Here is a 25,889-nt window from a genome sequence, read left to right on the forward strand (position 1 = left end):
GGCCACGCTTTGCGACGACTCAGCCCCGCCGCGTCTTCGCACTCCTAGCAAGAAGAGGCATTTTGCCGAAATGCCCGGGCCCTGAAGGGAATACGCGATGTCGTACCTATCGACGCAACCGCAACTGATGACCGCAGCGGCCGAGAATCTGGCAGGCATCCAGTCGGCGGTCTCCGAGGCCAGCGCGGCCGCCGCCGGACCCACCACCGGTTTGGCGGCTGCCGCTGCCGATGAGGTATCGACGGCGATATCGAATTTGTTCGGCGCGTTCGGCCAGGACTACCAGGCGCTCATCAAGGAGGCCGAGGCCTACCACAGCGCGTTCGCTCAAGCCGTGAGCGCCGGTGCGAATGCCTACGGACAGGCCGAGGCGACGGCCGCATCGCTTTTGGGCGTGGGTGCCGCCGCCGGTCCCGCTGGACCGTCGGCGCAGACCGCGTTGCAGGGAGTGCAGTTCGGCATCATTATCGGCGGCAGTGGCACCCCGATACCTTCGGCGACCTACGTGAACCAGGTACTGCAGTATGTCAACCGGGCTTTCAATGTGCTGCCGGCCAATGCGCAGGCCCTGTTCACCCCCGAAGGGCTGCAGCCGATCTACACCGGGGTCAAGAGTCTGCCGCTGAACATCTCGGTGGACCAGGGTGTCCAGATCCTGGACAGTGCAATCAGGAACACCCTCACTGCCGGAAACAGCGTCTCCGTGCTGGGCTATTCACAGAGCGCGATCATCGCCTCGCTGGAAATGCGAAACCTGATGGCCAACCCGGCTTTGGCGCCGGCGCCGAACGAACTCGGCTTCACACTGCTCGGCAATCCCATGAATCCCAATGGCGGCCTATTCGCGCGCTTCGCCGGATTGACGCTGCCGAGCCTGGGCCTCGACTTCTATGGTGCGACGCCGCCGAACACGCCCTATCCCACCAATATCTACACGCTGCAGTACGACGGATTCGCAGACTTCCCGCGCTACCCGCTCAACATTATTTCCGACCTCAATGCCTTCTTGGGAATCCAGACGATTCACGGCATGTATCCGCGGCTTGACCCGGCAAATCTTCCCCCGGGTTACAACACAGTCACCTTGGCAGGGTCGGAATCCCTGACCGGCCAGGGCGAGACCAATTACTACATGATCACCCACCCGAACCTGCCGATCATGGCCCCGATAAAGGCCCTGCCGATCATCGGCGGCCCGCTCAACAGCCTGCTCGAGCCGAGCGTGCGGATTCTGGTCAATCTGGGCTACGGCGACCCGAACTACGGCTACTCGACGTCGCCGGCGAACGTGCCGACACCGTTCGGGGTGTTCCCGGACGTCAACTACTTCCAGGTCGGCGGCATGCTGGGTAGCGCAGCCGTACAGGGTGGCAACGCCTTCATGCATGACATGAGCGCGATGATGACCCCGTCGGCCGAGAGCCTCCCGGCAGCGTTCGCGGCGGCCGTCCACAACGGCTCAACGGCTGCGACCAACGTCCTGGCCGCGGCGCCGACGTCGGCCAACGACGTCATCAACGCGCTGAAGACCGCGAACTCAACCGTCGTCAACGGGATCACCAGCGCGACGTCGAACGCGTACGCGGTGTTGCTGCCGACGGCGGACATCGCAAACGCGGTTGTCACCTCGATGCCGTCCTACGACGTCAACCTGTTCCTGGACGGCGTGGAGCAAGTGCTCGACGGCAATGTCACCGGCGGGCTCACCTACGCGTTCGGCGCTCCGCTGGCCGCGAACACAGCAATCCTGACGCTTGCCGGTGGGTTCCAGGTCATAGTCCTGCTCAACACGGTCGAGGCGATTCTCGGCATCGGATGATCGCCGCGATGTGTCTGGCTGAGACACGTTTTTACGCTTTCGTAAAAGCCCGTACAAGCTATTGAGCAAGCGTCTAATCTGACTGAAGTATTGCAAAGCAGTAACCCGGGGGGCCTCTTCGTAAAGGATGGGCCGGATGTCTTACTTGACCGTATCGCCGGATCTAATGGCAACTGCGGCAGCAAGTTTGGAGGAGATTCGTTCGGCGATCGGAGCGGCCAGCGCCGCTGCGACGCTCCCGACCACCGGCTTGGCGGCGGCCGCCGCCGACGAAGTGTCCCAAGCGGTCGCGGCCCTCTTCGGCACGTACGGAACGGAGTATCAGACGGTCGTCGGCCCGGTCGGCTCGCTGCAACAACAGTTCGCCCAGAAGGTGGCCGCCGGAGCGCTCGCGTATGCGCAGACTGAAACAGCGATCCAATCGCTGTTGAGCGGTGGCGGCGGAATCGGTGCCGCAGCGGCGGTCAACAACCTGATCCTGGGCGCCAGCGGATATCCCATACCGTCGCAGGAGTACATAGACGGAATCCCGGCATTGTTCGGTTTCCCGGCGGGCCTGAACATCGGCATCAATACGCCCGAGGGCTTATATCCGCTCACCGGCGTCAAGTCTTTGACTTTCGACGTGTCGGCGGCGCAGGGCGTCACGATCCTGAACGACGCAATTAATTCGGCGATTGCCTCCCCCGGCTATATCTCCGCCAACGTGTTCGGCTATTCCCAGAGTGCGGTCATCGCGTCGATGGAAATGGCAGCGCTCAACCCCCTTAATCTGCCGTATCCGCTCGGCACGTCCATCCAGGGACTGAACTTCACCCTCGTCGGAAATCCCGCCAATCCCAACGGTGGATTACTGTCCCGATTCCCCGGTCTGAGCCTTCCGAGTCTGGGACTGGACCTGTTCGGCACCGCGACCCCGGGCAATTCCTTCCCCACCAAGATCTACACAATCGAGTACGACGGCTTCGGCGACTTCCCGCAATACCCGCTCAATGTGTTTGCCGACGTCAATGCGTTCCTGGGCATCATCGAATTGCACGGCCACTATCCGTTCCTCACCCCCCAGCAGTTGACGCCGATCAGCATGGGCGGCACCGCCGTCGAATTGACGAATACGGTGGGCCCCACTCAGTCCCAGTACTTCATCATTCCGACCGAGCATCTCCCGTTGCTGTCGCCGCTGCGTGCCATACCGGTGATCGGAAGTCCGCTGGCAGCCCTGATCGAGCCCGACATGCGAGTCCTCGTCAACTTGGGCTACGGCAGCACCACCCAGGGCTGGTCACCCGATCCGCCCAATGTCGCCACCGGATTCGGCGTGATCCCGCCGGTTCCGCCAGGCGAGATCCTCGCCGCGTTCGGCACCGGCGCCCAAGAGGGCGTCATCGATTTCAACACCAGCCTTCGCACCGAGGTAGCGCCGCACTTCGCCAACCTGCCGACCACGGTTCCCGCTCAGCTGACATCGACGCTGGGAGCGGTGGCCACTACCGGGTCTGGGGTGCTGCCCACCCTGACGACGGCGGTGTCCTCACCGGAAGGCTTGATCGGCGCACTGCAGTCGGCGAATAGCTATGTGATCAATGGCATTACGACGTCTACGTCGGCGGCTTACGCCGCGGCGCTGCCCACGGTCGACATTGTGAATGCCGCGTTGACGTCGCTGCCGTCCTACAACGTCAACCTCTTCCTGGACGGCGTCGAGCAGATGATCGACGGAGACGTCGCCGGCGGCCTGGTTTACGCCCTGGGCGCTCCGATTTCCGCCAATGTCGGAATGTATACGCTCTTCGCCGGGTTCGAGGTTCGAGTCCTGCAGCACGCTGCATCCCAGATCGCCGCCGCCTGGACGGCGACACCACCCCCGACCCAATCAACCGGCCTACTAGGGCTCTAACACCACCTTGCCGAGCACGCCGCCGTCATCTAGGTACTGCAACGCCGCCGGCGCCTCGGACAACGGATAACGCTGCGGCGGAGGCGGTTTCAGGCCCAGCGCGACCAGCTGGTTGAGGCCTGACGAGAACAGCACCGCGGACCCGGGCACCTTGTTGAGGTACTCCCCCCAGGCGACGCCCAGCACACCGATGTTGCGCAGCAGCAGTCGATTCACGGTGAGCGTGGGCACGCTGCCCGCCGCGAAGCCGATCACCAGCAACTTGCCGTCGATGGCCAGCGCGCGAATCGCATCGTCGAAGGTCTTGCCGCCGATGGGATCGACGACGATATCCACCCCTTGGCCGTTGGTGTATTCATGCACCTGCTCGACCCAGCCGGCGGCTAGGCGCAGCACATGATCGGCGCCGAGCGCGGTGACGTAGTCCATCGCGGTTTCGCGGTGCACTACCGCGATCACCTTGCTGGCGCCCATCGCCTTGGCGATCTGAATGGCGGCAGTTCCCACTCCGCCCGCCGCACCGAGCACCAGCACCGTCTGCCCCGGGCGCAGCACGGCGCGCCGGGCCAACGCGAAATACATCGTGTTGTAGTTGACCAGCAGTGACACCGCTTCGGCGTCATCGAGTTCGGCCGGGCTACGGATCACATGGGAGGCCGGCACGGCCACCTGCTCGGCATAGCAACCGAGCACGCCGTACGCCGAAACTCGTTCGCCCACTCGGAAACCCGAGTCGGCGGGTGCCGAACGCACCACGCCGGCGGTTTCCATGCCCGGCACGAATGGCGGTGGCAACTTCAGTTGGTACTTGCCCTTGGTCAGGAGCAGATCCGGAAAACACACCCCTGCGGCACGTACCTCGATGACGATTTTGCCACCGCCATCGGGTACGTCCGCGATATCGGTATAGACAATGCCGGACGGTCCCGAAAGCTCTTGTACTACTGCGGCTTTCATTTACGACAAGAAGCTTTCGCTGCAGCGCTTAAAGCTTGAATCCAGCTTTTTTGGCGGCTGACAGGTCGGTGATCTCGCCCCACTGGTCCGCAATATCCTGCACCGACGGCGGTGCGTCGAAGTTGGCGCCCTCGTTGCCGAACAACGCAACGTGTTGCACCTTGCCGCCGCCGACCACGAAAACCGATCCGTTGTCGGGATTCTCCTCGGTGCACAGGTAGGCCACCACCGGCGCGACGAACTCCGGCGTCAGCTTGTCCAGCACCTCCTTGGGCATGATGTCCTCGGTCATCCGGGTGGCCGCGATCGGCGCCACGGCGTTGGAGTGGATGTTGTACTTGGACCCCTCCAGCGCCAGCGTGTTGATCAGGCCCACCAGGCCGAGCTTGGCAGCGCCGTAGTTGGTCTGACCGAAGTTGCCGAACAGCCCACTGGTGGAGGTGGCAACGACCACGCGGCCGAAGCTCTGCTCGCGGAAGTGCGGCCACGCGGCGCGGATGACGTTGTACCCGCCGTACAAGTGCACCTTCAGCACGGCGTCCCAGTTCTCCGACGTCATCTTGTGGAAGGTGCCGTCCCGAAGAATGCCGGCGTTGCTCACCACACCGTGCACGGCACCGAACTCGTCGAGCGCCGTCTTGATGATGTTGGCCGCGCCATCGGCCTCGGCCACGCTGTCGTAGTTCGCGACCGCGCGGCCTCCTCCGTCCCGAATCTCGGCGACGACCTTGTCGGCCATCGCCGATCCGCCGCCCGTGCCGTCGCGAGCGCCACCGAGGTCGTTGACAACGACGCTGGCACCCTCCCGGGCGAGAGTGAGGGCGTATTCACGACCCAATCCCCCACCTGCTCCGGTAACGACGACGACGCGATCCTGCACTCCGGGCATCAGCTTCCTCTCTGCAACGCAATAAACGGTTGGGATAGATGGGCTAGAAAAGCTTGCGGGCCAGCTTGAAGGCCCGCTCGGTGTACGGCGGGTAGATCATGGCGGAGAAGTCGGGGCGAGTCGGCTTGGTCAGCACCGACTTGCGGTGGCTGAACTCGTCGAATCCCCATTTTCCGTGGTAAGCGCCCATTCCTGAGGCGCCGACGCCACCGAACGGCAACTTGGCGGTCGACACCTGGAAGGCCAGGTGGTTAATCAGCATGCCGCCTGCCGTGACTTCCTTGATGACCCGTTCACGAGTCTGCTTCGTCTTGGTGAACAGGTACGCCGACAGCGGCTTGGGCCGCGCATTGACGAACTCGATGGCTTCATCCAGCGACTTGACGGTGAGCACCGGCAGGATCGGCCCGAAGATCTCGTTCTGCATCAACGGCCCCTCCGGATCCGGGTCGACGACCACGGTCGGCTGAATGCGCAAGGTGGAAGCGTCGCACTTGCCACCGACCGCGACCTGCGCCGTCCCGTCGCCTTCCGCATCGGAGATGTATCCGCTCAACCGGTCGAACTGACGCTGGTTGACGATCCGCATCCCATCCTGGTTCTCCTGCGACCGGAACTTGGTGATGGAGGCGCCGATCTTCTCGACGAGTTCGTCGCGGATCTCCGCGTCGGCCAGCACGTAGTCCGGTGCCACGCAGGTCTGACCGGCGTTGAGGATCTTGATCCAGGCGATCCGCTTGGCGGCGACGTCGATGTCCGCGTCCGCGGCGACGATCACCGGGCTCTTGCCGCCGAGTTCGAGTGTCACCGGGGTCAGATGCTTGGCCGCACCCTCGTACACCTTGCGACCGATCTCGGTGCCGCCGGTGAACAAGACGCGGTCCATGCCCTGCTTGATCAGTTCCTGCGTAGTGGCGCCGTCGCCCTCGACCACCGCGATGGCGTCCTTGTCCAGGTACTTGGGTACCAGCTCGGCCATGAGTCGTGAGGACGCCGGAGCAATTTCCGACGGCTTGAGCACGACGGCATTGCCGGCGGCGATTGCGCCGACCGCCGGGCCCAAGGTCAGGTAGAACGGGTAATTCCACGCGCCGATGATCAGCACGGTGCCGTAGGGCTCGTACTCCACCCAGCCCCGGCCGGGGAGCTGCGGCGCCTCCAGCAGCAGGTACTTGCGGCGCATCCACTTACGCAGCTTCTTGGCGGCGTACTTGGCTTCGCCCGCGGTGGTGGCGATGTCGGCGATGAACGCCTCGACCTCGTTGCGATCCAGGTCCTCGGCCAGCGCTTTGCCGATCGCGGCCTCGTTCTCCTCGACCAGCTTCACCAGTTGCTGCAACTGGTTCTTGCGCCACTCGTAGCTGCGGGTGCGTCCGCTAGCGAAGGTCTTGCGCAGTCGGGCGACGGTGTCAGCGGCAACCGCTGCTGGAGCTGTCTGTCCGTTTGCCGGCCCGCCGGCAGATGTTGTAGTGGCCTTGGGTGGGGATTCGGTGGTCATCGTTGTCCTTCCTTCCCCAGGCGCCCGCAGCTTTTTGCGCGCGGACGATCGTGGGTGATACCGCGATCCTAGTCAACCGTCCCAAACCGCAATAGGACGGCAACAGGAAAGATCAGGACAACGTGCTTCGCCGATACCAACTTCTCAGGACTTGATACCGGTGACGAAGCCGTTTGCGAACGGGCGGTCCTCCGATTGCGGCGGTCGACCCAGGCGCGTGGCCTCCTCGCGAGCGCTCACCTGTTCGGTGTTCCAGCCGTGCGTGGTGAACCATTCGACGGCATCGGGACGGCCCTCGTCGTCAAACCACAGGTCGAACGGGTTGAACGAGGTGTCCTCGCCGCGCGCTTCGCGCTTGGCCTGCAGCTCAGCCCACTTTTCCTCGGCTTCGCGCCGGCGCTCTTTGTCCACCCCGAAGTTCTCGATTGCCACCCGGCTGCCCGATCCGCTCAGCGCGTCGATGTGAGCGAACATGGATTCTTGCGCCGCACCCGGCAGGAACGGCAACAACCCCTCGGCGAGCCACGCCGTCGGGCGGGTGGCGTCGAACCCGGCGTCGCGCAGCGCCTGCGGCCAGTCATGCCGCAGGTCGACGGCCACCGCCCGACGATCAGCGCGTGGTGCGGCGCCGTGGCCGGCCAGCGTCTCGGCCTTATAGTCCAGCACTTTGGGCAGGTCGATCTCATACACGGTGGTGCCGGCGGGCCAGGCCAGCCGATAGGCGCGCGCATCAAGGCCGGCGGCCAGCAGCACGACCTGCCGGACACCGGACGCGGTCGCGTCGGCGAAGTACGCGTCGAAGAAATGGGTGCGCACGGCCTGGTAGTTGATCATCTGCTGGGCATCAATAGCCACGCCGGCGATGTCCGCATCGGTCTTGTCGCCCGGATCCGGACCGGCCCACCACGCAGCCACCTGCTCCCGGACGCCCGCCAGATCCGGCGTCGAGACCAGTGGCTCGGCAAACTCATCGGAGATCAGCGGGTCGGCACTGGCGGTCTCGGCGGCTCGCGCCAGCGCGACCATCACCGCGGTGGCTCCGACGCTGGTTGCGATGTCCCAGGAGTCGTCCGCGGTGCGTGCCATTACAGTCGCTCCGCCGTCACAAACTCGGAGAATGCTTCCTTGTCGTCGGCCATCGGCACTTCGGCGACCCAGCGGTCCAACCGGACCATCTCGTCCGCGGAGCTCTGGGCTGAGGCTTGCCAGCCGTGCTCGTTGAGCCAGTCGGCGACGGGCGCACGGTGCTCGTCGCGGTACATCAGCTCGCCGACGTCGATGCTCTCTTCCAGACCGATCTGCTCGGAGATCTGCTTGAACCGCTCCCGCATCTGCTGTCGACGCTCGTCGGCGTGGTTGGCCGCGGTTTCGGCGGCGATCCGGCTTCCAGCCGGGCTGAGCTCGCTGACCTGGGTGAAAAGCTTGTCCTGCGCCTCGGCCGGCAGGTACATCAACAGCCCCTCGGCCAGCCAAGCGGTCCGCGCCGTCGTGTCGAAGCCTGCGGCGCGCAGCGCGGCCGGCCAGTCCTGCCTCAGGTCGATGGCCACCGCACGCCGGTCGGCCGCCGGGGTCACCCCATTGTCCGCCAGGGTGGTCGACTTGTACTCGAGCACCTGGGGCTGGTCGATCTCGTACACGGTGGTGCCGACCGGCCAGTCCAGTCGGTAGGCGCGCGAATCCAGGCCAGAAGCCAAGATGACGATCTGCCGGATCCCGTCCGCGGTGGCGCTCCGGAAGAAGGTGTCAAAGAAGTTCGTCCGCACAGCCTGATAGCCGCGCATGTGCTGGATCATCGCGGCGGCTTCGGCGTCCAGCGATTGCACTTTTTCCGCGACCGCCGGATCGAGCATGGCCTCCCACAAGACACCGGCATTGGCGTTGGTCACCAGCAATTTGGCGTACGGGTCACGGATCAGCGGATCAGGCTGCTCAGTTTCGACGGCGCGGGCGGCGGCCACCATCACGGCCGTGGTGCCCACGCTGCTCCTGATGTCCCAGGTGTCGTCGTGGCTGCGCAATCCGCTCATATCTGTACTCCTGCTCTGTGGCCCCAGATCAGCGTGGAACTGATCGCCTCTGCCACCATGTCGTCGGGTACCGGGCGGCCCAGTCGGGCCATCTCCTGGTGATTGGCCACGCTGTGCACGTGCCAGCCGTGCTCGTCCAGCCACTGCGCGGGATCGGAGCGGTCGGGTTCGTGATAGGTGAGGGCCTCGACATTCACATCCAGCCCCAGCCGGTCGCGCATCCGGTTCCAGCGCTGCTTGTTGCCGTTGATGGTCATGGTGAACGCCTCGACGGCGATGCGACTGCCGGGTGCGCTGAGCGCCGTGCACATCTCGAAGAGCCGGTCTTGGGCGTCGCTGGGCAGGTAGGCAAGCAAGCCCTCGGCCAGCCACGCGGTCGGTTGGCCGGGCTCGAAACCCGCGGCGATCAGCGCTGCCGGCCAGTCGTCGCGCAGATCTACCGCGACGGCGTGCCGGTTCACCGAGGGAAGGGCGCCACGCGATTGGAGGGTCTCCGCCTTGTACTCCAGCACCTTGGGCTGGTCGATCTCGTAGACCGCAGTTCCCGACGGCCAGGACAGGCGGTAGGCGCGGGAATCCAGCCCGGCGGCGAGGATCACGACCTGCCGGATGCCGGCGCCGGTAGCCGAAGCGAAGAACTCGTCGAAATAGTGGGTGCGCACGGCCTGGTAGTCGCAACCGATCCGGTGCAGCCGCTGCCCATGCTGGTCACCGTCGAGCCAGGCCATCTCCGCGTCGGCCAACCGGGCCCACGCGGCACCGGCCGACGAGACCAGAAGGGCGGCGAATTCGTCCCGGATCAGCGGGTTCGACCCGGCGGTTTCCACCGCCCGGGACGCTGCGACCGCCAGCGCGGTGGCACCGACACTTTCAGTGATGAGCCAGCTGTCGCCGGCAGTGCGCAAGGAAGGCGAGTCGAGATCAGTCATGACCCGCCCATATTACCTAAAAGTTAGGCAGGCTATGCGATTTGTGAACCAGGTCACTGCCCGTTAGACGCCGGACTTCCACAAGCTGCCGGCGATCAGTCGGCGCAGCGTTTCGATGATGTTCTGGACGTCTTGATAGCTGCCCACAAAGCCGGCGTAGAACCCCACACCGCACAGCATCAGCAGCAATGCCTCAGCCAACGCCGGGACGTCGGTGTTGACGGAGAGTTCGCCGCTCGAGACGGCATCACCGACCGCCTCGATCAGGAACTCCCGACTGGTCCGTATCGCGTCGTTCTCAGTGCGCCGCAATTCTGGATGTCGCTGGGACTCCAGTACGGCGGTGGCCAGGAACGCCGCCGTACTCGGATTCTGCGTGTCCACCTCCATCGCGACGGTGATGAAAGCCTCGATCCGGTTCATCAACGTCGCTTCACCGCGCGCCCGGTCGATGCCCGCATCGACGACGAGTTCGTTAGTCCGGTCCGCGACCTCGGTGTACAACACCCGTTTGCTCGCGAAGTAGTGATTTATCGCCGGTCGAGTGAGATCGGCCCGGACTGCGATCGCCTGGAAAGTCGCCCCGTCGTAGCCGCGCTCGCTGAATACCTGACGCGCTGCACGCACAATGCGCTTGCGCGTCTCGTCAGCTTTCGCCGCCGGAGGACGCCCCGGACCGCGACTTGCCAGTTGTCGCATTAGTAGAGTGTGCCATCCCTTGATCCACCGGCGAAGCATTCGGCGGATTGCTACGGAACTTTCCTGCTTGATAGTCCTCGAGCGCCTCGATGATCTCGGCTCGAGAGTTCATCACGAACGGTCCGTAGTGCACAACCGGCTCTCTGATCGGTAATCCGCCCAGAATCAATACCTCTAGAACGGCACCTCGGGCGGCGATCGACAGCCTGTCGCCCGGGCCGAAAATTGTTAGCTGGCCTTGCTTGGTTGGGTGCCCGGCCGCACCCACGGTTCCCTGCCCGGACAACACGTACACCAGCGCGTTGAAGTCGCGGCGCCACGGAATATTAAGCTGCGCACCATTTTCGATCGTGGCGTGAGCCATCGTGATCGGCGTGTGGGTGACTCCGGGTCCGCGGTGTCCGTCGATCTCGCCGGCGATGACGCGAAGCAGCGCGCCGCCGTCGTCGGACGAGAGCAGCACCGCGTCGCCGCCTTCGATGGCCTGGTAGCGCGGCGTACTGAATTTGTCCCGCCTGGGCAGGTTCACCCACAGCTGGATTCCGTGGAAGAGTCCGCCGCTATTTACCATCTCGACAGGCGGAGTCTCGATATGTAATATCCCCGAACCCGCAGTCATCCACTGCGTCGCGCCATCGCCGATCAGGCCGCCACCGCCGTACGAGTCCTGGTGAGCGAATTTTCCATCGATCATGTAGGTGACGGTTTCGAAGCCGCGGTGCGGATGCCAGTCGGTACCGCGGGGTTCGCCCGGTTCGTAGTTCACCTCGCCCATCTGGTCCATGTGTATGAATGGGTCCAGTTCGGCGGTGCTGACCCCGGCGAAAGCCCTGACCACCGGGAAGCCCAAGCCTTCATAGCCGCGCGGACCAGTGGTGATCGATCGGACCGGACGCTCGGTGTCGGCTGGTCCAGCCGCTGCCACTCGCGGCAGGGTGAGCGTGTCTGCAGTTATAGCGGGCATCTTTACCTCCTGAAGTTAGAGTTATCCGTATAACCGGACCGGAGTCCGTTTATTCCAGCTGCTAACCTCCGGACATGCCGGACGAGGCCCACGAAGCCCCAGCGCAACCCGCGGGCGGACGGCTCGGCGCCTCGATCAGGAACGCGGGCTACCTACGCAAGTGGCTTCTCCTCGGCATCACGATCGGGGTGATCTCGGGCCTGGGAGCGGTCATCTTCTACCTGGCCCTGAAGTACACGGGCGAATTCCTGCTCGGCTACCTGGCGGATTACCACGTGCCTACGCCGCTGGGCGAGGGCGGTAGTCGGGGATCCACCGGTTTCTCCCGTGCGTGGGCGATTCCGTTGGTGACGACGGGAGGAGCGCTGTTATCGGCGCTGATCGTGGCCAAACTGGCCCCGGAAGCAACCGGTCACGGCACTGACGAGGCCATCGAGGCGGTGCACACCGATCCTCGCGCCATCCGCGGCCGCGCGGTGCTGGTGAAGATGGTGGCCAGCGCCCTGACCATCGGTTCGGGTGGCTCCGGGGGCCGCGAGGGGCCGACGGCCCATATCTCCGCAGGCTTCAGTTCGCTACTGACCCGCCGGCTGAATTTGTCCGACGAAGATGGCCGCATCGCAGTGGCGCTGGGAATCGGGGCAGGCATCGGTGCAATTTTCGCCGCGCCTCTGGGCGGGGCGGTGCTGGCCGCCTCGATCACCTACCGCGACGACTTCGACTATCGCAGCCTGTTGCCCGGTTTCATCACCTCCGGGACGGCATACGCGGTGCTCGGCTCGTTTCTGGGCTTCGACCCGCTTTTCGGCTATATCGACGCCGAATACCGCTTCGAACGGGCCGGACCGCTGTTGTGGTTCCTGGTGATCGGTGTGATCGCCGCCGCGGTGGGCTACGTCTACGCTCGGGTCTTCCATGCCTCGGTGGATTTGGTCCACCGACTCCCCGGCGGACCGATCATCAAGCCCGCGGTAGGCGGCCTGCTGGTTGGCCTGTTGGGACTAGTGATCCCCCAGATTCTGAGCAGCGGTTACGGCTGGGCGCAACTGGCCGCCGACCGGAAGACGCTGCTGGCGATCCCGTTGTGGATCATCGTGATCCTGCCGATCGTCAAGATCATTGCCACATCGCTGTCCATCGGAACGGGCGGATCGGGCGGGCTGTTCGGTCCCGGGATCGTGATTGGCGCCTTTGTCGGCGCGGCGATCTGGCGACTCGGAGAACTAGCGGGCCTGCCCGGGGTGCCTGAGCAGCCAGGCGTCTTCGTCGTAGTCGGCATGATGACCTGTTTCGGCAGCGTCGCGCGTGCCCCGCTGGCCATCATGATCATGGTCGCGGAGATGACGGGATCGTTCTCCGTCGTGCCGGGTGCAATCTTGGCCGTTGGCATCGCATCGCTGCTGATGTCGCGCACCGACGTCACTATCTACGAGGCGCAACGCTTAGACCGGGCGAGTGCCGAGGCCGAACGCGCGAGCCATCATGACGGGGTCGAACCGCAGGATTCCTGAAACCCGCTGAGGGGCCCGTTTACCCTCTAACCGAACTTGCGGCTTCTTTCTCGCTTCTCGCGCCCTCGTGCGCCAACTTGCCACCCGAGCTCTCGAGGTGCGCTCGGACGAACCACTGGAACTTCTCCAGTTGCCCGGCCTGTCCGATCAGCAGATCTTGGGTGACCTGGTCGAGTTCGTCGGTCTCGGCGATCGCCCTGCGGATATCTTCGATCACGCCGTTGTAGACCAGGTCGAGCGCGGCCAGGTGCGCCTGTACGCTGTCGCGGCCTATCGAATAGTCGTCCCAATCCCGGTCGCGAATGATCGCATTGGGCGTGCCCTCCGGCGATGCGCCCAGAGCCGCAATGCGCTCGGCGACGTCGTCAGCGAAAGTCCGTACCGCGTCCACCTGCGGATCGATCATCTCGTGGACACCAATGAAGTTGGGGCCCACCACGTTCCAGTGGACGTGCTTCAGCGTCAGGTGTAGGTCGTTGTAGGTGCTCAGTTGCCTCTGCAGCAGCTCAGCGAGCCGCGCTCCCTGCTTGTCGGTCAAGCCGGGAATGGTGAACTGCGTCATCGATCGTCATCTCCGTTCGTGTTCGGTTCTCCTAGACGAGTTACCGGATGACACGGCGCTAAACCCGGCGCCAACGCAGGCGGCCCCTACAGCGAACGGATTTCCTGAACCGGCAGCCGGGGACCGCGGCGTGGCTCATAGGCCAGCCCGCTGACTTCGAGCAGGCGAACCACCCGATGCCGGTGCGGGCGCATCGGCTCGAGCAACTCGAGCATGCCTGCGTCGTCGACCGGATGACCGAGCAGCGTCCAGCCGATCATTTTCGACACGTGGTAATCACCCACCGAGAGCGCATCGGCGTCACCGAACGCACGCTGCGCGGTCTCGGCTGCGGTCCACACCCCGACCCCAGGCAGCGACATCAACGCCGCCTTGGCCTGCTCCGTCGGCACCGACCCCAGTCGCTCCAGCGACGATGCGCGCCGTGCACAGCCCACCACCGTCTGGGCCCGTCCCGGGTCGACATTGGCGCGATGAAACTCCCAGGACGGGATGTGGCGCCAGGCGTCCGCCGACGGCTGCACCCGCATTCCGTCCGGCGCGGGGCCGGGGGCGGGCGTCCCGTACTTGGTCACCAAGACTCGCCACGAGCGGAAGGCATCGGCGCCGGGCACCCGCTGTTCGATCACCGCCGGAATCAGGGCTTCCAGCACCTGTCCGGTGCGACCCAGCCGCAAATAGGGGACTTTGCGGTACGCAGCCTCGACCGTCGGGTGGTGCGGAACGAAGTCCGTGTCGTCGTCGTCGGCTCCCAGCATTGCCGGCAGCAGTTCGAGGAATTCCTGGGCGCCACTTCCCCACGCCTCGCCGTGGGCGGAGTCGGGTCCGACCCGGCTGATCCGTGCCGTAACGGGTCCGGTGGGGAGCAGGCTGGTCCGCCAGATGGCCCCGTCGCCGGGGAACCGAAAACAAGGGTCGCCTCGACCCCTTCGCAATGGCGCCAAGGTATGCCCGAACGCAACGGTCCCGGGGAATTTCACCGTTCGCGCCGCCGTCACCCCGACAACTCTGCCCTCATCCCCGGCCCGGCCACTAGTCGCCTTGATTGACCGCGAACTATCCGCCGGGACAGGATGGCAATGTGACCACGCCGTTCGACTACCCCCAAGCCGAACTGGCATTCATGTTTCTGCAGAGCATGTGCGAAGGCGGCGATCTCGACGAGGGATTCGCACTGCTCAGCGACGACTTCACCTACTGGAGCATCGTCACCCGTACGGCGATGGACAAAGCGGCGATGCGCCGCGCCAACGAGCGGCGCCAAGAAGTTTTCGAAGTCAACATAGATCTTTATCGCTGCGTCCACCAAGGCGAAACGGTAGTGATCGAAGGGCAGACGGAAGGCGTCGCCTCCGACGGCAGCAAGTACGAGAGCCCGTTCGTCTGCATCATCGAGACTCAGGACGGGATGATCGTTTCGCTGCGCGAATACAGCGATACTCAGTCGTTCGCGAAGATGTTTCCCTAGCCGACGGTGATTTCCGCCTTGCTGGAATAGAACGCGACATGCCCGGCGATGGCGGCGACGGCGGGATACGGCTGCTCGTAGGTCCAGATCGCGTCCTGGACGGTGTCGCCGGCAGAGGTTTTCACGCTGTAGTAGCTGGCGTCACCCTTGAACGGGCAATAAGTGCTGGTGTCGGTTCGAGTCAGCCGCTCCTGCACCACGTCAGCGATCGGAATGTATTGCACTAGAGGCAAACTGGCCTCCTGCAGGCCCAGCGCCGCGCTGGTGTCGGCGATCAGTTCGCCGTTGATGCGGACCTGGACCCGCGCCTTCGTCGGCTCGATGGTGATCGGATGTCCGGCGTTGGGTTCTTTGATTTCCGGGTGGCTCATGACAATTTCAACGCGGGCTGGGCGCCGGCATTCCCGTCAGAAGGCATATCGGTGGTACTGCGCCATGTTCCGCACTCCGGGAATCACCGCCATCGCCCGCCCCATCCACCGGACCGCCGCCGATAATTGATCGAAGGTGTCGCTGTCGAACACCGATTGCCACGCCAGCAAGCGCACACCCGGCACTGCGTCGAGGATGTCGGCGGGCTGGTCGATCGCCCAGCGCAAGGTAGAACCGGAGCGGCGCACGACAGCGTTGATCACCTGGGAACGGATCCCGAGCGTATTAAAGGCGTCGAACTGCAGCTCACCGGCGGGAAATCGGTCGACGACGCGACGCAGTAGGGCCAATCCATCGTCCCTGGTCAGGTACATCGTCAGGCCTTCACCGAGAAACAGCGCGGGACGGTCGGTCGGCACCTGGGTCAGCCATTCGGGATCGGTCACCGAGGCGGACAACATCCGATAGTTATCGCGACCCGGGTATACCTGCCCGCGCAGCCTGATGACGCCCGGGTAGTCGATGTCGTACCACTGCACGCCGGGTCCGGGATCTAGTCGATAAACCCGAGCATCCAGCCCACAACCCACGTGCACAACCGAGGCTTCGGGGTTGACGGCCAGAAACTGTCGGGTCCAATTGTCGAAATGTGCGGTGCGCACCGCGACCGAAGGGGCTCTGCGCGGGCCAATGGTCGTTGCGTTCCAGTCGTAGTCGATACGCGCGACGGCGGCTTTCGCGTACTGGTCGCCCAGGATTGAATTGGGCGCGTCGGCGTCGAGGGCTTTGGCGTACAACGTCGCGAGCATCGTCTGCGGTGGGCCGCTCAGGACCCCCTGATCGAGGCGAACACGTTCCATTGCCGCGAGCTTATTCGCGTCAGCTCGCGGTGCTATTTTTCCTGGTCTTGCCCATCGCCGCCCAGAACCGGGCCGCCTCCCGGATCGATTCCTCCACCGGGCGCGGCTGCCAACCCAACTCCCGAACTGCCTTGCTGTGGTCGACGTCGGCCTCGGCACGCATCATCCGGACGGAGTCGAGACTGAGCTCCGCGTCTTTGCCGGTAAGTCGGGCCCGCAGGCTGCCCAGCGCACCCATGGCATAGAGCAGCGGCACCGGGACCGCCCGTTGCGGTGGGCGCACCCCGGCCTCATCGGCCGCGATCCGCACCGCCTCGTTCAGCGCCAGCATCCGTTCGGAGATGAGGTATTTTTCGCCGTCGCGGCCTCGTTCGGCAGCCAGGATCATGGCCCGCGCGGCATCGTCGACACCAACGACTTCCAGTTGGATGCCGTTCATCAGGAAAGGCAGTTTGCCGAACACGGTGCCGGCGATGAAGGCACCATGCGGAGTGCGGCCCCAATCGCCCGCGCCGTATGTCGTCGAGACGCACATCGCGACGGCGGGCAGGCCGTAGTCGGCGACGTAGCGCATCACCAAGTCCTCGGCCTGAACCCTGGACTGGACGTACGGAGTGACCTTGCGATGCGCCGGGATTCGGTCTTCCTCGGTCGCCACCTGCCCGTGTCGGCGATCCACCGATGCGTAGGTACTGGTGAAGACAAACCTATGCAGATCAACATCTTTCGCGACGTCGAGTACATTGCGCAGACCCTCGACATTGGTGCGGAACAACGGCGCGGGATCGCGCAGCCAGGCGCGGGTGTCGACGACGCAGTAATACACGTCGTCGCAACCTTGCATCGCCGTGCGCACGGTGTCGGTGTCGAAGACGTCCCCGTGAAAACGGGTGACCTGCAGGTCGTCGATCGAGCGGGTATTCGCCGAAGCGCGCACCATCACCCGCACTTCGTGGCCGTCCTGCACGAGTAGACGAGTTACATGCGATCCCAAAAACCCATTGGCGCCAATTACCAACTTGGGTTTCGCGGTCACTGCATGCCGCCGTACTGCTCCAGGAATCGGGCCGGCTCCTCGTCAAGGGTGCCGTGCTCTTGGGCCTTGCGGCACCACTTCAATGCGGCCTGCACGAAACGCAGCGGGTTGTAGATGTCCTCTTGTTGGCGCCACAGGCCGTCGCCGGCGTAAGTGATGATCGAGATGTTGGTCGCCGTGATCACGCTGCCGTCACCGGGGTCGCGCATCGGGTTGTCCAGTTCCATGATGACGCGACTGGTGGACTCGTCGATGACCGACCACAACGACGGGAACTCCACCATGTAGCTGCCCGGGAACGTGGACATCGTTCGCTGAATCCAGGTGCGAACCTCATCGCGACCGTTCATGGTGCCCGCCGCGTGCTCGATGTAGAGAACATCGGACGTGTAGTGCTGCACCCAGGCGTCCCAGTCGTGAGTTTCGGCGGCCCGGGCCACCGTCTGCTCGAATGTTTCGAAGGCCGCGGCCAGTTCGCTACGGGAGAATTGCGGGCTGCTCACGCAAAAACTAGAACACGTTCTACTGCGATTTGTCGAGGGCCGTTGCCTGGGTGGCGCACCCTTTTCGGGAACATCAGGATAATCAGAGTTGTTGCGATCCGATAGGTTGAGCGAAACGAGGACAAAGACATGACCACCACCGAAAAGGCGATTCTCGCCGGCGGCTGCTTCTGGGGCGTGCAGGACCTCATCCGCAAACAACCCGGCGTGATCTCGAGCCGGGTCGGCTACAGCGGCGGCGACGTCCCCAACGCGACGTACCGTAGGCACGGCACACACGCCGAGGCGGTCGAGATCACCTTTGATCCAACGAAGACCGACTTTCGCGCGCTGCTGGAGTTCTTTTTCCAGATCCACGATCCGTCCACGAAGAACCGGCAGGGCAACGACCGCGGCACCAGCTATCGGTCGGCCATCTTCTATGTCGACGACGAGCAGAAGCGGGTGGCGCTGGACACCATCGCCGACGTCGACGCGTCCGGGCTTTGGCCGGGCAAGGTAGTCACCGAGGTCAGCCCGGCAGGCCCGTTCTGGGAGGCCGAGCGCGAACACCAGGACTACCTACAGCACTACCCGAACGGCTACACCTGCCACTTTGTGCGGCCGGGCTGGAAACTGCCGCGCCGGGCTGATCCGACCGCTAGCGCGGGCGCACCACTACCCGGCCGCCGTCCTTGGGCGTGAAGGCCACGCCGCGGCAGTGCCACGGCTCATCTTCGGCCGTCGTTGTCTCAATAGTGAACTGGCGCAACACTGTTCGCAGCACCACTTCCAGTTCCATATTGGCGAACGCGGCGCCGACACAGCGCCGGGTACCGCCGCCGAACGGAATCCAACCGAATGCGGACGGCTTGCCGCCGACGAACCGCTGCGGGTCGAAACGCTCGGGGTGCTCGTAGACGTCCGGATCGTCGTGGATTCCGCCGATATTGACGATGATCGAGTATCCGCGCGGAACGACCCACTCACCGAGTTGATAAAACTCCGGAAAGACATGCCGAGGCGCGAAATCGATGACGGTCCTGGATCGCTGCACTTCCAGAATCGTCGCGTGCAGCAGGTCGTTGCCGCCCCTGTCGACCTCTTCCACCAGCGCCGCTAACACCTTGGGGTGTCGGGTCAACCGCTCGAATGCCCAGGCCAGCGTGGACGCGGTAGTCTCGTGCCCGGCAGCCAGCAGCGTCAGCAGCTCGTCACCAATGTCCTTGCGCGACATGGCCGAACCGTCGTCGTAGGTGCTGCGCAGCATCAGCGCGAGCACATCGTTGCGTTCGGCGAAATTCGGGTCGGAACGCTCTTGGTCGATCAGCCTGTCGACGACTGCGTCGTATTGGCGCCGCCACTCGGCAAGCCGGCCCCAGGGGCTGTAGCGGCCGTAGTTCCGTTTAGGTTGCGGCACTGCCGCCATCCGCGAGCCCAGCGTGACCCACGGCGGAATGATCCGGCGCAGTTCGTCGAGTTCGGCGCCGTCGGCGCCGAAAATCGCACGCAGGATGATGTTGAGCGTGATGTGGTTCATCGACGGCAACGTTGCGAATGACTGGCCCCGAGGCCAGTTCGCCGTCTCACGCAGCGTCTCTTCCTCGACGATGGTTTCGTAATTCTTGATGCTCTTGCCGTGGAACGGTGGCGCCAGCAGGCGTCGCCGCCGGCGGTGGTTCTCGCCCTCGAGCCCGAAGACCGAACCGGAGCCGAACAAGCGGCTCAGGTTGGGCTGGATATTGCCCAGTTCATCCGGGCTGGTGGTGAAGACCTGTTTGGCCAGCTGCGGATCGCTGACGACCACGATGCGGCCGTACATCGGGATGTTCAGCATGAAGACATCGCCGTGACGGCGGGCCAGTCGCTGCATCATCTTTCGGCGCGATAACGCAAAACCCAGCACTTGCAACGGTTTCGGCACTCGGCTCGCGGGCGGCAACTTGGCCGTGAGCGTTGCGGCCGCTGCCGGCGCGATTGCTTGGCTCATGTGGATGCGACTCCCTCCATACGCCCCCGCGTACCCCCAGACGGGTTGGTACTGCGGTGTACCAAAGGCTTTCCCAGTACGGTACTCTGTGGTACCAGAGCTGACAAGCGGTTTGACTCGAAAGGGGCTCGCTTTGACGGCGGTCGCGGATGACGCGGTTCTGGCCGAGCCGGATCCGTTCCGGCTTCGACTGTTGAGCGGCCTGGACGCCTCGATCCGTGAGCGCGGGTATCGCGTCACCACCGTCGCGGACATCGTCCGCCACGCACGCACCTCCAAGCGCACCTTCTATGACCAGTTCGCCAGCAAGGAGCAGTGCTTCCTCGAGTTGCTGCGGCTAGAGGTCGAGATGATGGCAGCCGACATCCGTGGCGCGGTCGACCCCGAGACGGACTGGCACCTGCAGATTCGCCAGGCGGTGGAAGGTTACGTCGGCAGCATCGAGTCCCGGCCCGCAATTGCCCTGAGTTGGATCCGCGAGTTGCCCTACCTGGGCGACGTCGCGCGACCCGTCCAGCGCCAGGGGTTGGAGTTGTTGACCAATCTGCTGATCGACCTGAGCAGCAGTCCGGGCTTTCGCCGCGCCAATCTGCCGCCGCTGACAGCTCCGTTGGCGGTGATCCTGGTGGGGGGCCTGCGAGAGCTGGTCGCCCTCGCCGTCGAGGACGGTAGGCCGCCGCGAGACATCGTCGAACCGGCGGTAGATGCCTCCATCGCCTTGCTGGGACCCCGCTACTAGAGGTGCATTAGGTTCAGTTGCCATGCGCCTATCAACCAGGAACCAGCTCAAGGGAACCATCACCGAGGTGAACCTCGGCAGCGTGATGGCCATCGTCAAGGTCAAACTCGACGGCGGGGATCAGATCGTCACGTCCTCGGTCACTAAGGACGCCGCGGTCAACCTGGGGCTGGTGGTCGGTCAGCCCGCGACGGTGTTCATCAAGTCCACCGAAGTCACGATCGGCGTCGAGTAACCATGGCGGGCACCATGCGTGCTGAGCGCTTCTACGCCGACACCAAAAGGGTTGTGCTGGAAGATGTTCCGATCCCGGAGCCGGGACCCGGCGAAGTCCTGGTCAAGGTCGCCTTTTGCGGCATCTGCCACTCGGACCTGAGCCTGATCAACGGCACGTTCCCGGCCCAGGCACCCGTGGTCATCCAGGGCCATGAAGCATCCGGCACCATCGCCAAGCTCGGTCCCGACGTGACCGGTTGGGCCGAGGGCGACCGGGTGGTGGTCGCCGCCGGGCGGCCCTGCCAGCGCTGCGCGAATTGCCGGCGCGGCGACGTGGTGAATTGCCTGCGGATCCAGCTGATGGCGTTCGCGTACGACGGCGCTTGGGCCGAATACACACTGGCGCAGGCGGCCGGTCTGACCCGGGTGCCCGACAATGTTCCGCTGGAACAGGCCGCGATACTGGCCGATGCCGTCTCGACGCCCTACGGTGCGGTGGTTCGCACCGGCAAAGTGGCGATCGGCGAATCCGTGGGCGTGTGGGGTGTCGGCGGGGTCGGGACCCACATAGTCCAACTTGCCCGTTTGGTGGGCGCGGTGCCGGTGATCGCCCTGGACATCAACCCGATTGTGCTGGAGCGCGCGCTGGAAATCGGCGCGGACTACGCGTTCGATACTCGCGACGAGCATCTGCAGGACAAGATCGCGGAGGTCACCGGCGGCCGCAAACTGGATGTGGCATTTGACGCCGTCGGCCTGAAGGTCACGTTCGAGCAGGCGCTGGACTCGTTGACCTCTGGCGGCCGACTGGTCGGAGTGGGCATGAGCGCGGAGTCTCCAAGCGTTGGCCCGACCGCGATGTTCGGCTTGAGCCGCAAGCAGGCGCTCGGTCACCTCGGCTATCAGAATGTCGACATCGAAACCCTGGCGAAGCTGGTTTCCCTTGGTCGGCTTGATCTTTCGCGATCGATCAGCGAAGTCGTCGCGCTCGAGGACATCGTGTCGGGGATCGAGAAACTGGAGCGCCAGGAGGGCAACCCGATCCGGATCCTGGTGCAGCCTTAAAGCAGCAGGAACGCGCGCAGCCGGTCCAGCACCAAATCAGGTCGTTGCCCGACGATCCAGTGCCCCACACCGGGAACCAACTCGACTTCGAAATCGCTGATGTGGTCGGCATATCCGTCGGACAGGTCCGGCGTGATGACCGGATCTTCGGTGCCGGCCAGCCAACGAACAGGTACTTCGACGCGCACTCCGGTCCTTCGCGAGTCGAACTCACCGCCCATCCAGCGCCGCATCTCCTTGGTCTGAAACGAGCGGTACCAACGCGATCCGGCTTCGGCATGTCCGGGCTCACGCATGCAGTCGATGTAGAGCTGCATGTCTTCGTCGGACAGGGTGAATCCGCCTCCGACCCATGACAATAGAAACCGCGCGAATCGCATCTTGGGGTCGCCGATCAGTCGTGGACCGATCACCGGCAGTGAAATCGGGATCTGGTACCAGAGCCGCCACAGTCCTTTGACCGCCGAAAGATCCGTCTTCACAAAGGGCGCAACGGTATTCATCCCGAAGAAGCCGGTCACCTTCTCGGGATGGCGCAGCATCAGAATGAAAGCCACCGGGCCGCCCCAATCGTGCGCGGCAAGCTTCAGCTTGTCGACGCCGAGTTTGTCCAACACCACTGCGAGGTCATCGGCCATCTCCGACTTGGTGTAGAGCGAGCGCGGCGCCGAACTCCAGCCTGAACCCCTCAGGTCGGGGCACAACACCCGGTAGCCGTCGGCGGCCAGTGGGCCGATCAGCTCGTTCCACTCCCACCAGTTCTGCGGGAAGCCGTGCACCAGCATGATGACCGGCCCATCGGCCGGGCCCGCTTCTGCGACGTGGATGGTGACACCTTCGCCGACATCGACGAACCTGTGCTCGACGCCTTCCAGGGCGGGCATTGTGGTCATGAGTTGAGAAGGTAGTCCTACGTCAGGAAACGCTCCACATAGGGCGCAAAGCGCGCCCGCAGGTCGTCCTCCTCGAGCCCGAACATCTCGTAGGACGTGTGGACACTGCCCAGGCGGCCGCGCTGGTGGCTACCCAGGTAGCCGTCGACCGCGGCGCGCACCTCGTCGGTGAATGGTTCGTCGGCAAGGGCATACAACCGCTCGGCGACACCGAGTTCGTCGGCCATGAAGTCGTCGAAACGCACATCGACGGACCGCTCCGGGCCAATGACGTCCCGATCACGGACTAACGCGTTGAGCATCTGCTCGAGGCGATCGATCCAGTAACCGGCAATCTGGTGCACCGGGACCGGCGAGCGGTGCATGCGCGCCGAATAGGTGATCATCGCGAGCATCGACAGCGCGACCGGCACCGGATCGCGATGGGTGAAAACGACAATGCTGTCGGGGAAGACCCGATCCAGGACCGGCACCTGCTCGAGATGTTGGGGCGACTTGAGCAGCCACCGCTGTCCCCCGCGCAGGAACTGCATCGCCTTGAGTTGGCTGGCGAGGTACCGATAGTGCGGCGCCTGGTCGTGCGCCTGGTAGTAGTCACGCCACTGGGGTACGTGGGCGAGAGTCTCGAAGAGCATGGTCGAGAAATCGTTGGCCAGCAGTTGGATCTCTTCGTGCACGTGATCGGTGGTCATCTCGTGCATCAGCGCGAAATGCGGCATCACCAGGTTGATCACGCTGACCGCCACGTCCATCCGCGTCCGGCGCGGGTCCGGATCAACGCCGATTTCGCTCGGCAACGGGAAGGGCTCGTTGCTCTCCCAATACGGCATGGTGCGAAACGTCGGCGGCGCGGCCAAGAGATTGTGCAAGTGGGTGGTGCCGGTGCGGGGCAGTCCTGCGATCACGACCGGCGACCGCAACTCGATGTCGTTGATCTCGGGATGACGGCTCAGCAGATCAGCCAACAGCAGTCGGTTCTTGAGCAACTGCAGCAGCTGCCCGTAGAAGTTGACGACACCGCCTCCGTGCACTCCGTCGATGTCACGCAAGGCGGTCAGGTAGACCCCGAGTCGTTCCCGGTAGTCGTCGGGGCCGAAATCATGCAATCCGGTGTCGGCAGCGGCCTGGGCGTGCAGGGCTTCCGAATCCAACGGGCAATTCGGGGCCATGGCCGCCATCATGTCGAGGATGGGTTGGGCCTCCGCGCTGAACTGAGGCATGGACAGGTCTTCGAGATGAACAGCGTTGGTCACGGCGACTTATGTTACTCTGAGTTTCGTAATGGTTGTAGATTTTGGTCGCCCCCGAGATCCGCGGATCGACGCCGCCGTGCTCGACGCCACCGTCGAACTGCTCGGCGAGACCGGCTACCCCGGGCTGCTGGTCTCCGCCATCGCCAAACGGGCCGGCACCAGCAAGCCCGCGATCTACCGCCGCTGGCCCAGCAAGGCGCACCTGGTGCACGAGGCGGTGTTCCCGATCGGTGCCGCAACGGAAATCCCCGACGCAGGAACGCTGCACGAGGATCTGCGCGAAATGGTGCGCCGCACCAAGGAGGTCCTGAGCACAGCGGCGGCGCGGGCCGCGCTGCCCGGTCTGGTCGGCGAAATGGCAGCGGACCCGACGCTGTATTCGGCGCTGCTGCAGCGGTTCGACGGTCTGATCGGCGGCGGTCTCGTCGCACTGCTGGAAAAGGCGATGGTCCGCGGTGAGATCCGATCCGACGTGAGCACGCCGGAGTCGGCCACCGAATTGGCTTTCGAGCTGGCAAATGCCATCGCCGGAATCACCTTGCTGGGTCTGCTCACCCGCCCCGCCCAGCTCGACGACGCATGGATCGATCGCACAACGATGTTGCTGCTGAAAGGAATTGCCGCATGACGCACGAGTCGGCGACCGCCTGGAACGAGTTGCTCAGCACGCTCGGCGGACTCGATCGCTCCTTCCTCGAGGGCGACCGCACAGTCACCGACGATCGGCACGTCGCCGACGGCTATCGGATGCTGGCCACCACCCTGGGGGTGGCATTCGACACTTATCTTTTCGCCGAACCCGGTCGCCCGCAGTTTGTCGCGGTCAACACACCGTTCCGGCGTGATCGCCGTTGGGGCGGCGACAACACCGACGCGTACTACTACATTTGCCCGGTCGATCCGAAGCGCCGGTACCGCATCAGCGGCAACAAGGGCGACAGCGTGTACTTCTCGGTCACCGCCTACAACGAGCCCGGCCCGGGTGCGTGGTCGGACCGCGTCGTGGCAATCGTCCGCGACACGGATCTCGACATCGACGCCGACGGCAACTTCTCTTTCGAATTCCCCGCCACACCCGATGCGGCCGTGCTGATGACCCGCGACTATCAATCCCACCCGCTCAGCGGCCGGCCAATTGTCTGGAGCATCGAGGCACTCGAGGACCCCGAGCCGATCCGACACGGCGACGCCGAGACCGCGGCCAGGCTGCGCGCCGCCACGGCCTGGATAAGAATGCTGTTCGCGATCGTGCCGTTGCCAGTCGGGTTGCGCGCCGACGACGAACACGGGTTGGGACACGAAACCGCGCACGCCGCAAATGAATTCGCCGACCCCTACCAGGTGCCCGACGCCAACTTCGGCTGGTCGGCCCGCGACGCCTGCTACTCCTACGGCAGTTTCGTGCTCGACGACGACGAGGCACTGGTCATCACCCATCGCCCACCGTCGTGCAGGTTCTGGAACCTGGTGGTCTGGAATCAGTTCATGGCCACCTACGGTGACGCGGAAGACCCCGGCGCTCGATCCTCGCTCAACAACCACAGCGTGGTACCCAACAGCGACGGCTCCGTCACGGTGGTGCTCTCCCGCGAGATCACCACGCACCCGAATTCGCTGACGACGCTGGGTTATCCGCGTGGCAACCTGGCGTTCCGGTGGTTCCTCGCCGACGGCGTGCCCGCACGCGCGCAGGTCGAGCTGGTCAAGGTCTCGGGCGCGCCGACCAACGTGAGCTAGTCCAGCCGTCGCGACTCCGCCGGTTC

27 protein-coding genes are annotated in these 25,889 nt (G+C 64.4%); 10 read left to right on the forward strand and 17 right to left on the reverse strand.

Features of this window, described 5'->3' with window-relative positions:
* Positions 1–97 precede the first annotated feature (97 nt).
* A complete protein-coding gene (locus ACZY1I_RS12645; protein ID WP_463754739.1) occupies positions 98–1,819 on the forward strand; it encodes a PE family protein in 1,722 nt (573 codons plus the stop codon).
* A gap of 136 nt (positions 1,820–1,955) precedes the next feature.
* On the forward strand, positions 1,956–3,716 hold the full coding sequence (locus ACZY1I_RS12650) for a PE family protein (protein WP_463754740.1): 1,761 nt from the start codon (positions 1,956–1,958) through the stop codon (positions 3,714–3,716).
* Here ACZY1I_RS12650 and ACZY1I_RS12655 read toward each other — a convergent pair.
* The 8 genes from ACZY1I_RS12655 to ACZY1I_RS12690 form a co-directional block, all read right to left on the reverse strand.
* Entirely contained in the window at positions 3,705–4,673 is a 969-nt protein-coding gene (locus ACZY1I_RS12655) for an NADPH:quinone oxidoreductase family protein (protein WP_463754741.1), read from the reverse strand. The genes ACZY1I_RS12650 and ACZY1I_RS12655 overlap by 12 nt on opposite strands.
* Before the next feature lie 28 nt (positions 4,674–4,701).
* The gene (locus ACZY1I_RS12660) at positions 4,702–5,562 is read right to left on the reverse strand and encodes an SDR family NAD(P)-dependent oxidoreductase (protein WP_463754742.1); all 861 of its coding nucleotides are present in this window, start codon (positions 5,560–5,562) and stop codon (positions 4,702–4,704) included.
* Between the two features lie 43 nt (positions 5,563–5,605).
* Positions 5,606–7,060, reverse strand: a complete 1,455-nt coding sequence (locus ACZY1I_RS12665) for an aldehyde dehydrogenase family protein (RefSeq protein ID WP_463754743.1) — start codon at positions 7,058–7,060, stop codon at positions 5,606–5,608.
* Positions 7,061–7,204: 144 nt separating this feature from the next.
* Positions 7,205–8,146: an SAM-dependent methyltransferase gene (locus ACZY1I_RS12670; protein WP_463754744.1), complete on the reverse strand. Its 942-nt coding sequence runs from the start codon at positions 8,144–8,146 to the stop codon at positions 7,205–7,207.
* Entirely contained in the window at positions 8,146–9,087 is a 942-nt protein-coding gene (locus ACZY1I_RS12675) for a class I SAM-dependent methyltransferase (RefSeq protein WP_463754745.1), read from the reverse strand. The genes ACZY1I_RS12670 and ACZY1I_RS12675 overlap by 1 nt, the downstream gene beginning before the upstream one ends.
* The gene (locus tag ACZY1I_RS12680) at positions 9,084–10,016 is read right to left on the reverse strand and encodes a class I SAM-dependent methyltransferase (protein ID WP_463754746.1); all 933 of its coding nucleotides are present in this window, start codon (positions 10,014–10,016) and stop codon (positions 9,084–9,086) included. Before ACZY1I_RS12680 ends, ACZY1I_RS12675 begins: the two co-directional genes overlap by 4 nt.
* 63 nt (positions 10,017–10,079) lie before the next feature.
* Positions 10,080–10,715, reverse strand: a complete 636-nt coding sequence (locus ACZY1I_RS12685; RefSeq protein WP_463754747.1) for a TetR/AcrR family transcriptional regulator — start codon at positions 10,713–10,715, stop codon at positions 10,080–10,082.
* Complete coding sequence (locus ACZY1I_RS12690) at positions 10,663–11,679, reverse strand: pirin family protein (protein WP_463754748.1); 1,017 nt, start codon at positions 11,677–11,679, stop codon at positions 10,663–10,665. The genes ACZY1I_RS12685 and ACZY1I_RS12690 overlap by 53 nt, the downstream gene beginning before the upstream one ends.
* Before the next feature lie 74 nt (positions 11,680–11,753).
* On the opposite strand from ACZY1I_RS12690, the gene ACZY1I_RS12695 reads away from it, so the two are divergent.
* Positions 11,754–13,190, forward strand: coding sequence for a chloride channel protein (locus ACZY1I_RS12695; RefSeq protein WP_463754749.1), 1,437 nt, complete (start codon positions 11,754–11,756; stop codon positions 13,188–13,190).
* A 19-nt stretch (positions 13,191–13,209) separates the two neighbouring features.
* Here ACZY1I_RS12695 and ACZY1I_RS12700 read toward each other — a convergent pair whose 3' ends face one another.
* Both ACZY1I_RS12700 and ACZY1I_RS12705 read right to left on the reverse strand, forming a co-directional pair.
* Positions 13,210–13,752, reverse strand: a complete 543-nt coding sequence (locus ACZY1I_RS12700) for a Dps family protein (protein WP_463754750.1) — start codon at positions 13,750–13,752, stop codon at positions 13,210–13,212.
* Between the two features lie 86 nt (positions 13,753–13,838).
* Positions 13,839–14,750, reverse strand: a complete 912-nt coding sequence (locus ACZY1I_RS12705) for a DNA-3-methyladenine glycosylase family protein (protein ID WP_463754751.1) — start codon at positions 14,748–14,750, stop codon at positions 13,839–13,841.
* Between the two features lie 125 nt (positions 14,751–14,875).
* On the opposite strand from ACZY1I_RS12705, the gene ACZY1I_RS12710 reads away from it, so the two are divergent.
* A complete protein-coding gene (locus ACZY1I_RS12710) occupies positions 14,876–15,220 on the forward strand; it encodes a nuclear transport factor 2 family protein (RefSeq protein ID WP_463755111.1) in 345 nt (114 codons plus the stop codon).
* Here ACZY1I_RS12710 and ACZY1I_RS12715 read toward each other — a convergent pair.
* Genes ACZY1I_RS12715 through ACZY1I_RS12730 form a run of 4 tightly spaced genes read right to left on the reverse strand, consistent with a single transcriptional unit; the run spans position 15,217 to position 17,991 of the window.
* Positions 15,217–15,591 carry a DUF427 domain-containing protein gene (locus tag ACZY1I_RS12715; RefSeq protein WP_463754752.1) on the reverse strand — a complete coding sequence of 125 codons (375 nt, stop codon included), beginning with the start codon at positions 15,589–15,591 and terminating at the stop codon, positions 15,217–15,219. The genes ACZY1I_RS12710 and ACZY1I_RS12715 overlap by 4 nt on opposite strands.
* Before the next feature lie 36 nt (positions 15,592–15,627).
* On the reverse strand, positions 15,628–16,452 hold the full coding sequence (locus ACZY1I_RS12720; protein ID WP_463754753.1) for a class I SAM-dependent methyltransferase: 825 nt from the start codon (positions 16,450–16,452) through the stop codon (positions 15,628–15,630).
* 19 nt (positions 16,453–16,471) lie between these two features.
* The gene (locus ACZY1I_RS12725) at positions 16,472–17,488 is read right to left on the reverse strand and encodes an NAD-dependent epimerase/dehydratase family protein (RefSeq protein ID WP_463754754.1); all 1,017 of its coding nucleotides are present in this window, start codon (positions 17,486–17,488) and stop codon (positions 16,472–16,474) included.
* Positions 17,485–17,991 carry a nuclear transport factor 2 family protein gene (locus ACZY1I_RS12730; RefSeq protein ID WP_463754755.1) on the reverse strand — a complete coding sequence of 169 codons (507 nt, stop codon included), beginning with the start codon at positions 17,989–17,991 and terminating at the stop codon, positions 17,485–17,487. The genes ACZY1I_RS12725 and ACZY1I_RS12730 overlap by 4 nt, the downstream gene beginning before the upstream one ends.
* Before the next feature lie 129 nt (positions 17,992–18,120).
* Between ACZY1I_RS12730 and msrA the strand changes: the two genes are divergently transcribed.
* Positions 18,121–18,675: a peptide-methionine (S)-S-oxide reductase MsrA gene (msrA, locus tag ACZY1I_RS12735; RefSeq protein ID WP_463754756.1), complete on the forward strand. Its 555-nt coding sequence runs from the start codon at positions 18,121–18,123 to the stop codon at positions 18,673–18,675.
* On the opposite strand, the gene ACZY1I_RS12740 is transcribed toward msrA, so the two are convergent.
* The gene (locus ACZY1I_RS12740) at positions 18,632–19,960 is read right to left on the reverse strand and encodes a cytochrome P450 (protein ID WP_463754758.1); all 1,329 of its coding nucleotides are present in this window, start codon (positions 19,958–19,960) and stop codon (positions 18,632–18,634) included. The two genes, msrA and ACZY1I_RS12740, sit on opposite strands and share 44 nt — an antisense overlap.
* Before the next feature lie 133 nt (positions 19,961–20,093).
* Here ACZY1I_RS12740 and ACZY1I_RS12745 point away from each other — a divergent pair, with 133 nt between their 5' ends.
* Genes ACZY1I_RS12745 through ACZY1I_RS12755 form a run of 3 tightly spaced genes read left to right on the forward strand, consistent with a single transcriptional unit; the run spans position 20,094 to position 21,980 of the window.
* Positions 20,094–20,699, forward strand: a complete 606-nt coding sequence (locus tag ACZY1I_RS12745) for a TetR/AcrR family transcriptional regulator (protein ID WP_463754759.1) — start codon at positions 20,094–20,096, stop codon at positions 20,697–20,699.
* 22 nt (positions 20,700–20,721) lie between these two features.
* Positions 20,722–20,934, forward strand: coding sequence for a TOBE domain-containing protein (locus ACZY1I_RS12750; RefSeq protein WP_463754760.1), 213 nt, complete (start codon positions 20,722–20,724; stop codon positions 20,932–20,934).
* Between the two features lie 2 nt (positions 20,935–20,936).
* Positions 20,937–21,980 carry a zinc-binding dehydrogenase gene (locus ACZY1I_RS12755; protein WP_463754761.1) on the forward strand — a complete coding sequence of 348 codons (1,044 nt, stop codon included), beginning with the start codon at positions 20,937–20,939 and terminating at the stop codon, positions 21,978–21,980.
* On the opposite strand, the gene ACZY1I_RS12760 is transcribed toward ACZY1I_RS12755, so the two are convergent.
* Together ACZY1I_RS12760 and ACZY1I_RS12765 are read right to left on the reverse strand one after the other, a co-directional pair.
* Positions 21,977–22,873 (reverse strand): alpha/beta fold hydrolase, encoded by an 897-nt coding sequence (locus ACZY1I_RS12760; protein WP_463754762.1) that lies wholly within the window; start codon positions 22,871–22,873, stop codon positions 21,977–21,979. The genes ACZY1I_RS12755 and ACZY1I_RS12760 overlap by 4 nt on opposite strands.
* Before the next feature lie 17 nt (positions 22,874–22,890).
* Positions 22,891–24,093 carry a sulfotransferase family protein gene (locus ACZY1I_RS12765; protein WP_463755112.1) on the reverse strand — a complete coding sequence of 401 codons (1,203 nt, stop codon included), beginning with the start codon at positions 24,091–24,093 and terminating at the stop codon, positions 22,891–22,893.
* A 61-nt stretch (positions 24,094–24,154) separates the two neighbouring features.
* Between ACZY1I_RS12765 and ACZY1I_RS12770 the strand changes: the two genes are divergently transcribed.
* Entirely contained in the window at positions 24,155–24,754 is a 600-nt protein-coding gene (locus tag ACZY1I_RS12770) for a TetR/AcrR family transcriptional regulator (RefSeq protein WP_463754763.1), read from the forward strand.
* Complete coding sequence (locus ACZY1I_RS12775) at positions 24,751–25,863, forward strand: DUF1214 domain-containing protein (RefSeq protein ID WP_463754764.1); 1,113 nt, start codon at positions 24,751–24,753, stop codon at positions 25,861–25,863. Before ACZY1I_RS12770 ends, ACZY1I_RS12775 begins: the two co-directional genes overlap by 4 nt.
* Positions 25,864–25,889 lie beyond the last annotated feature (26 nt).

The organism is Mycobacterium sp. IDUB_37 (genome assembly GCF_055419245.1).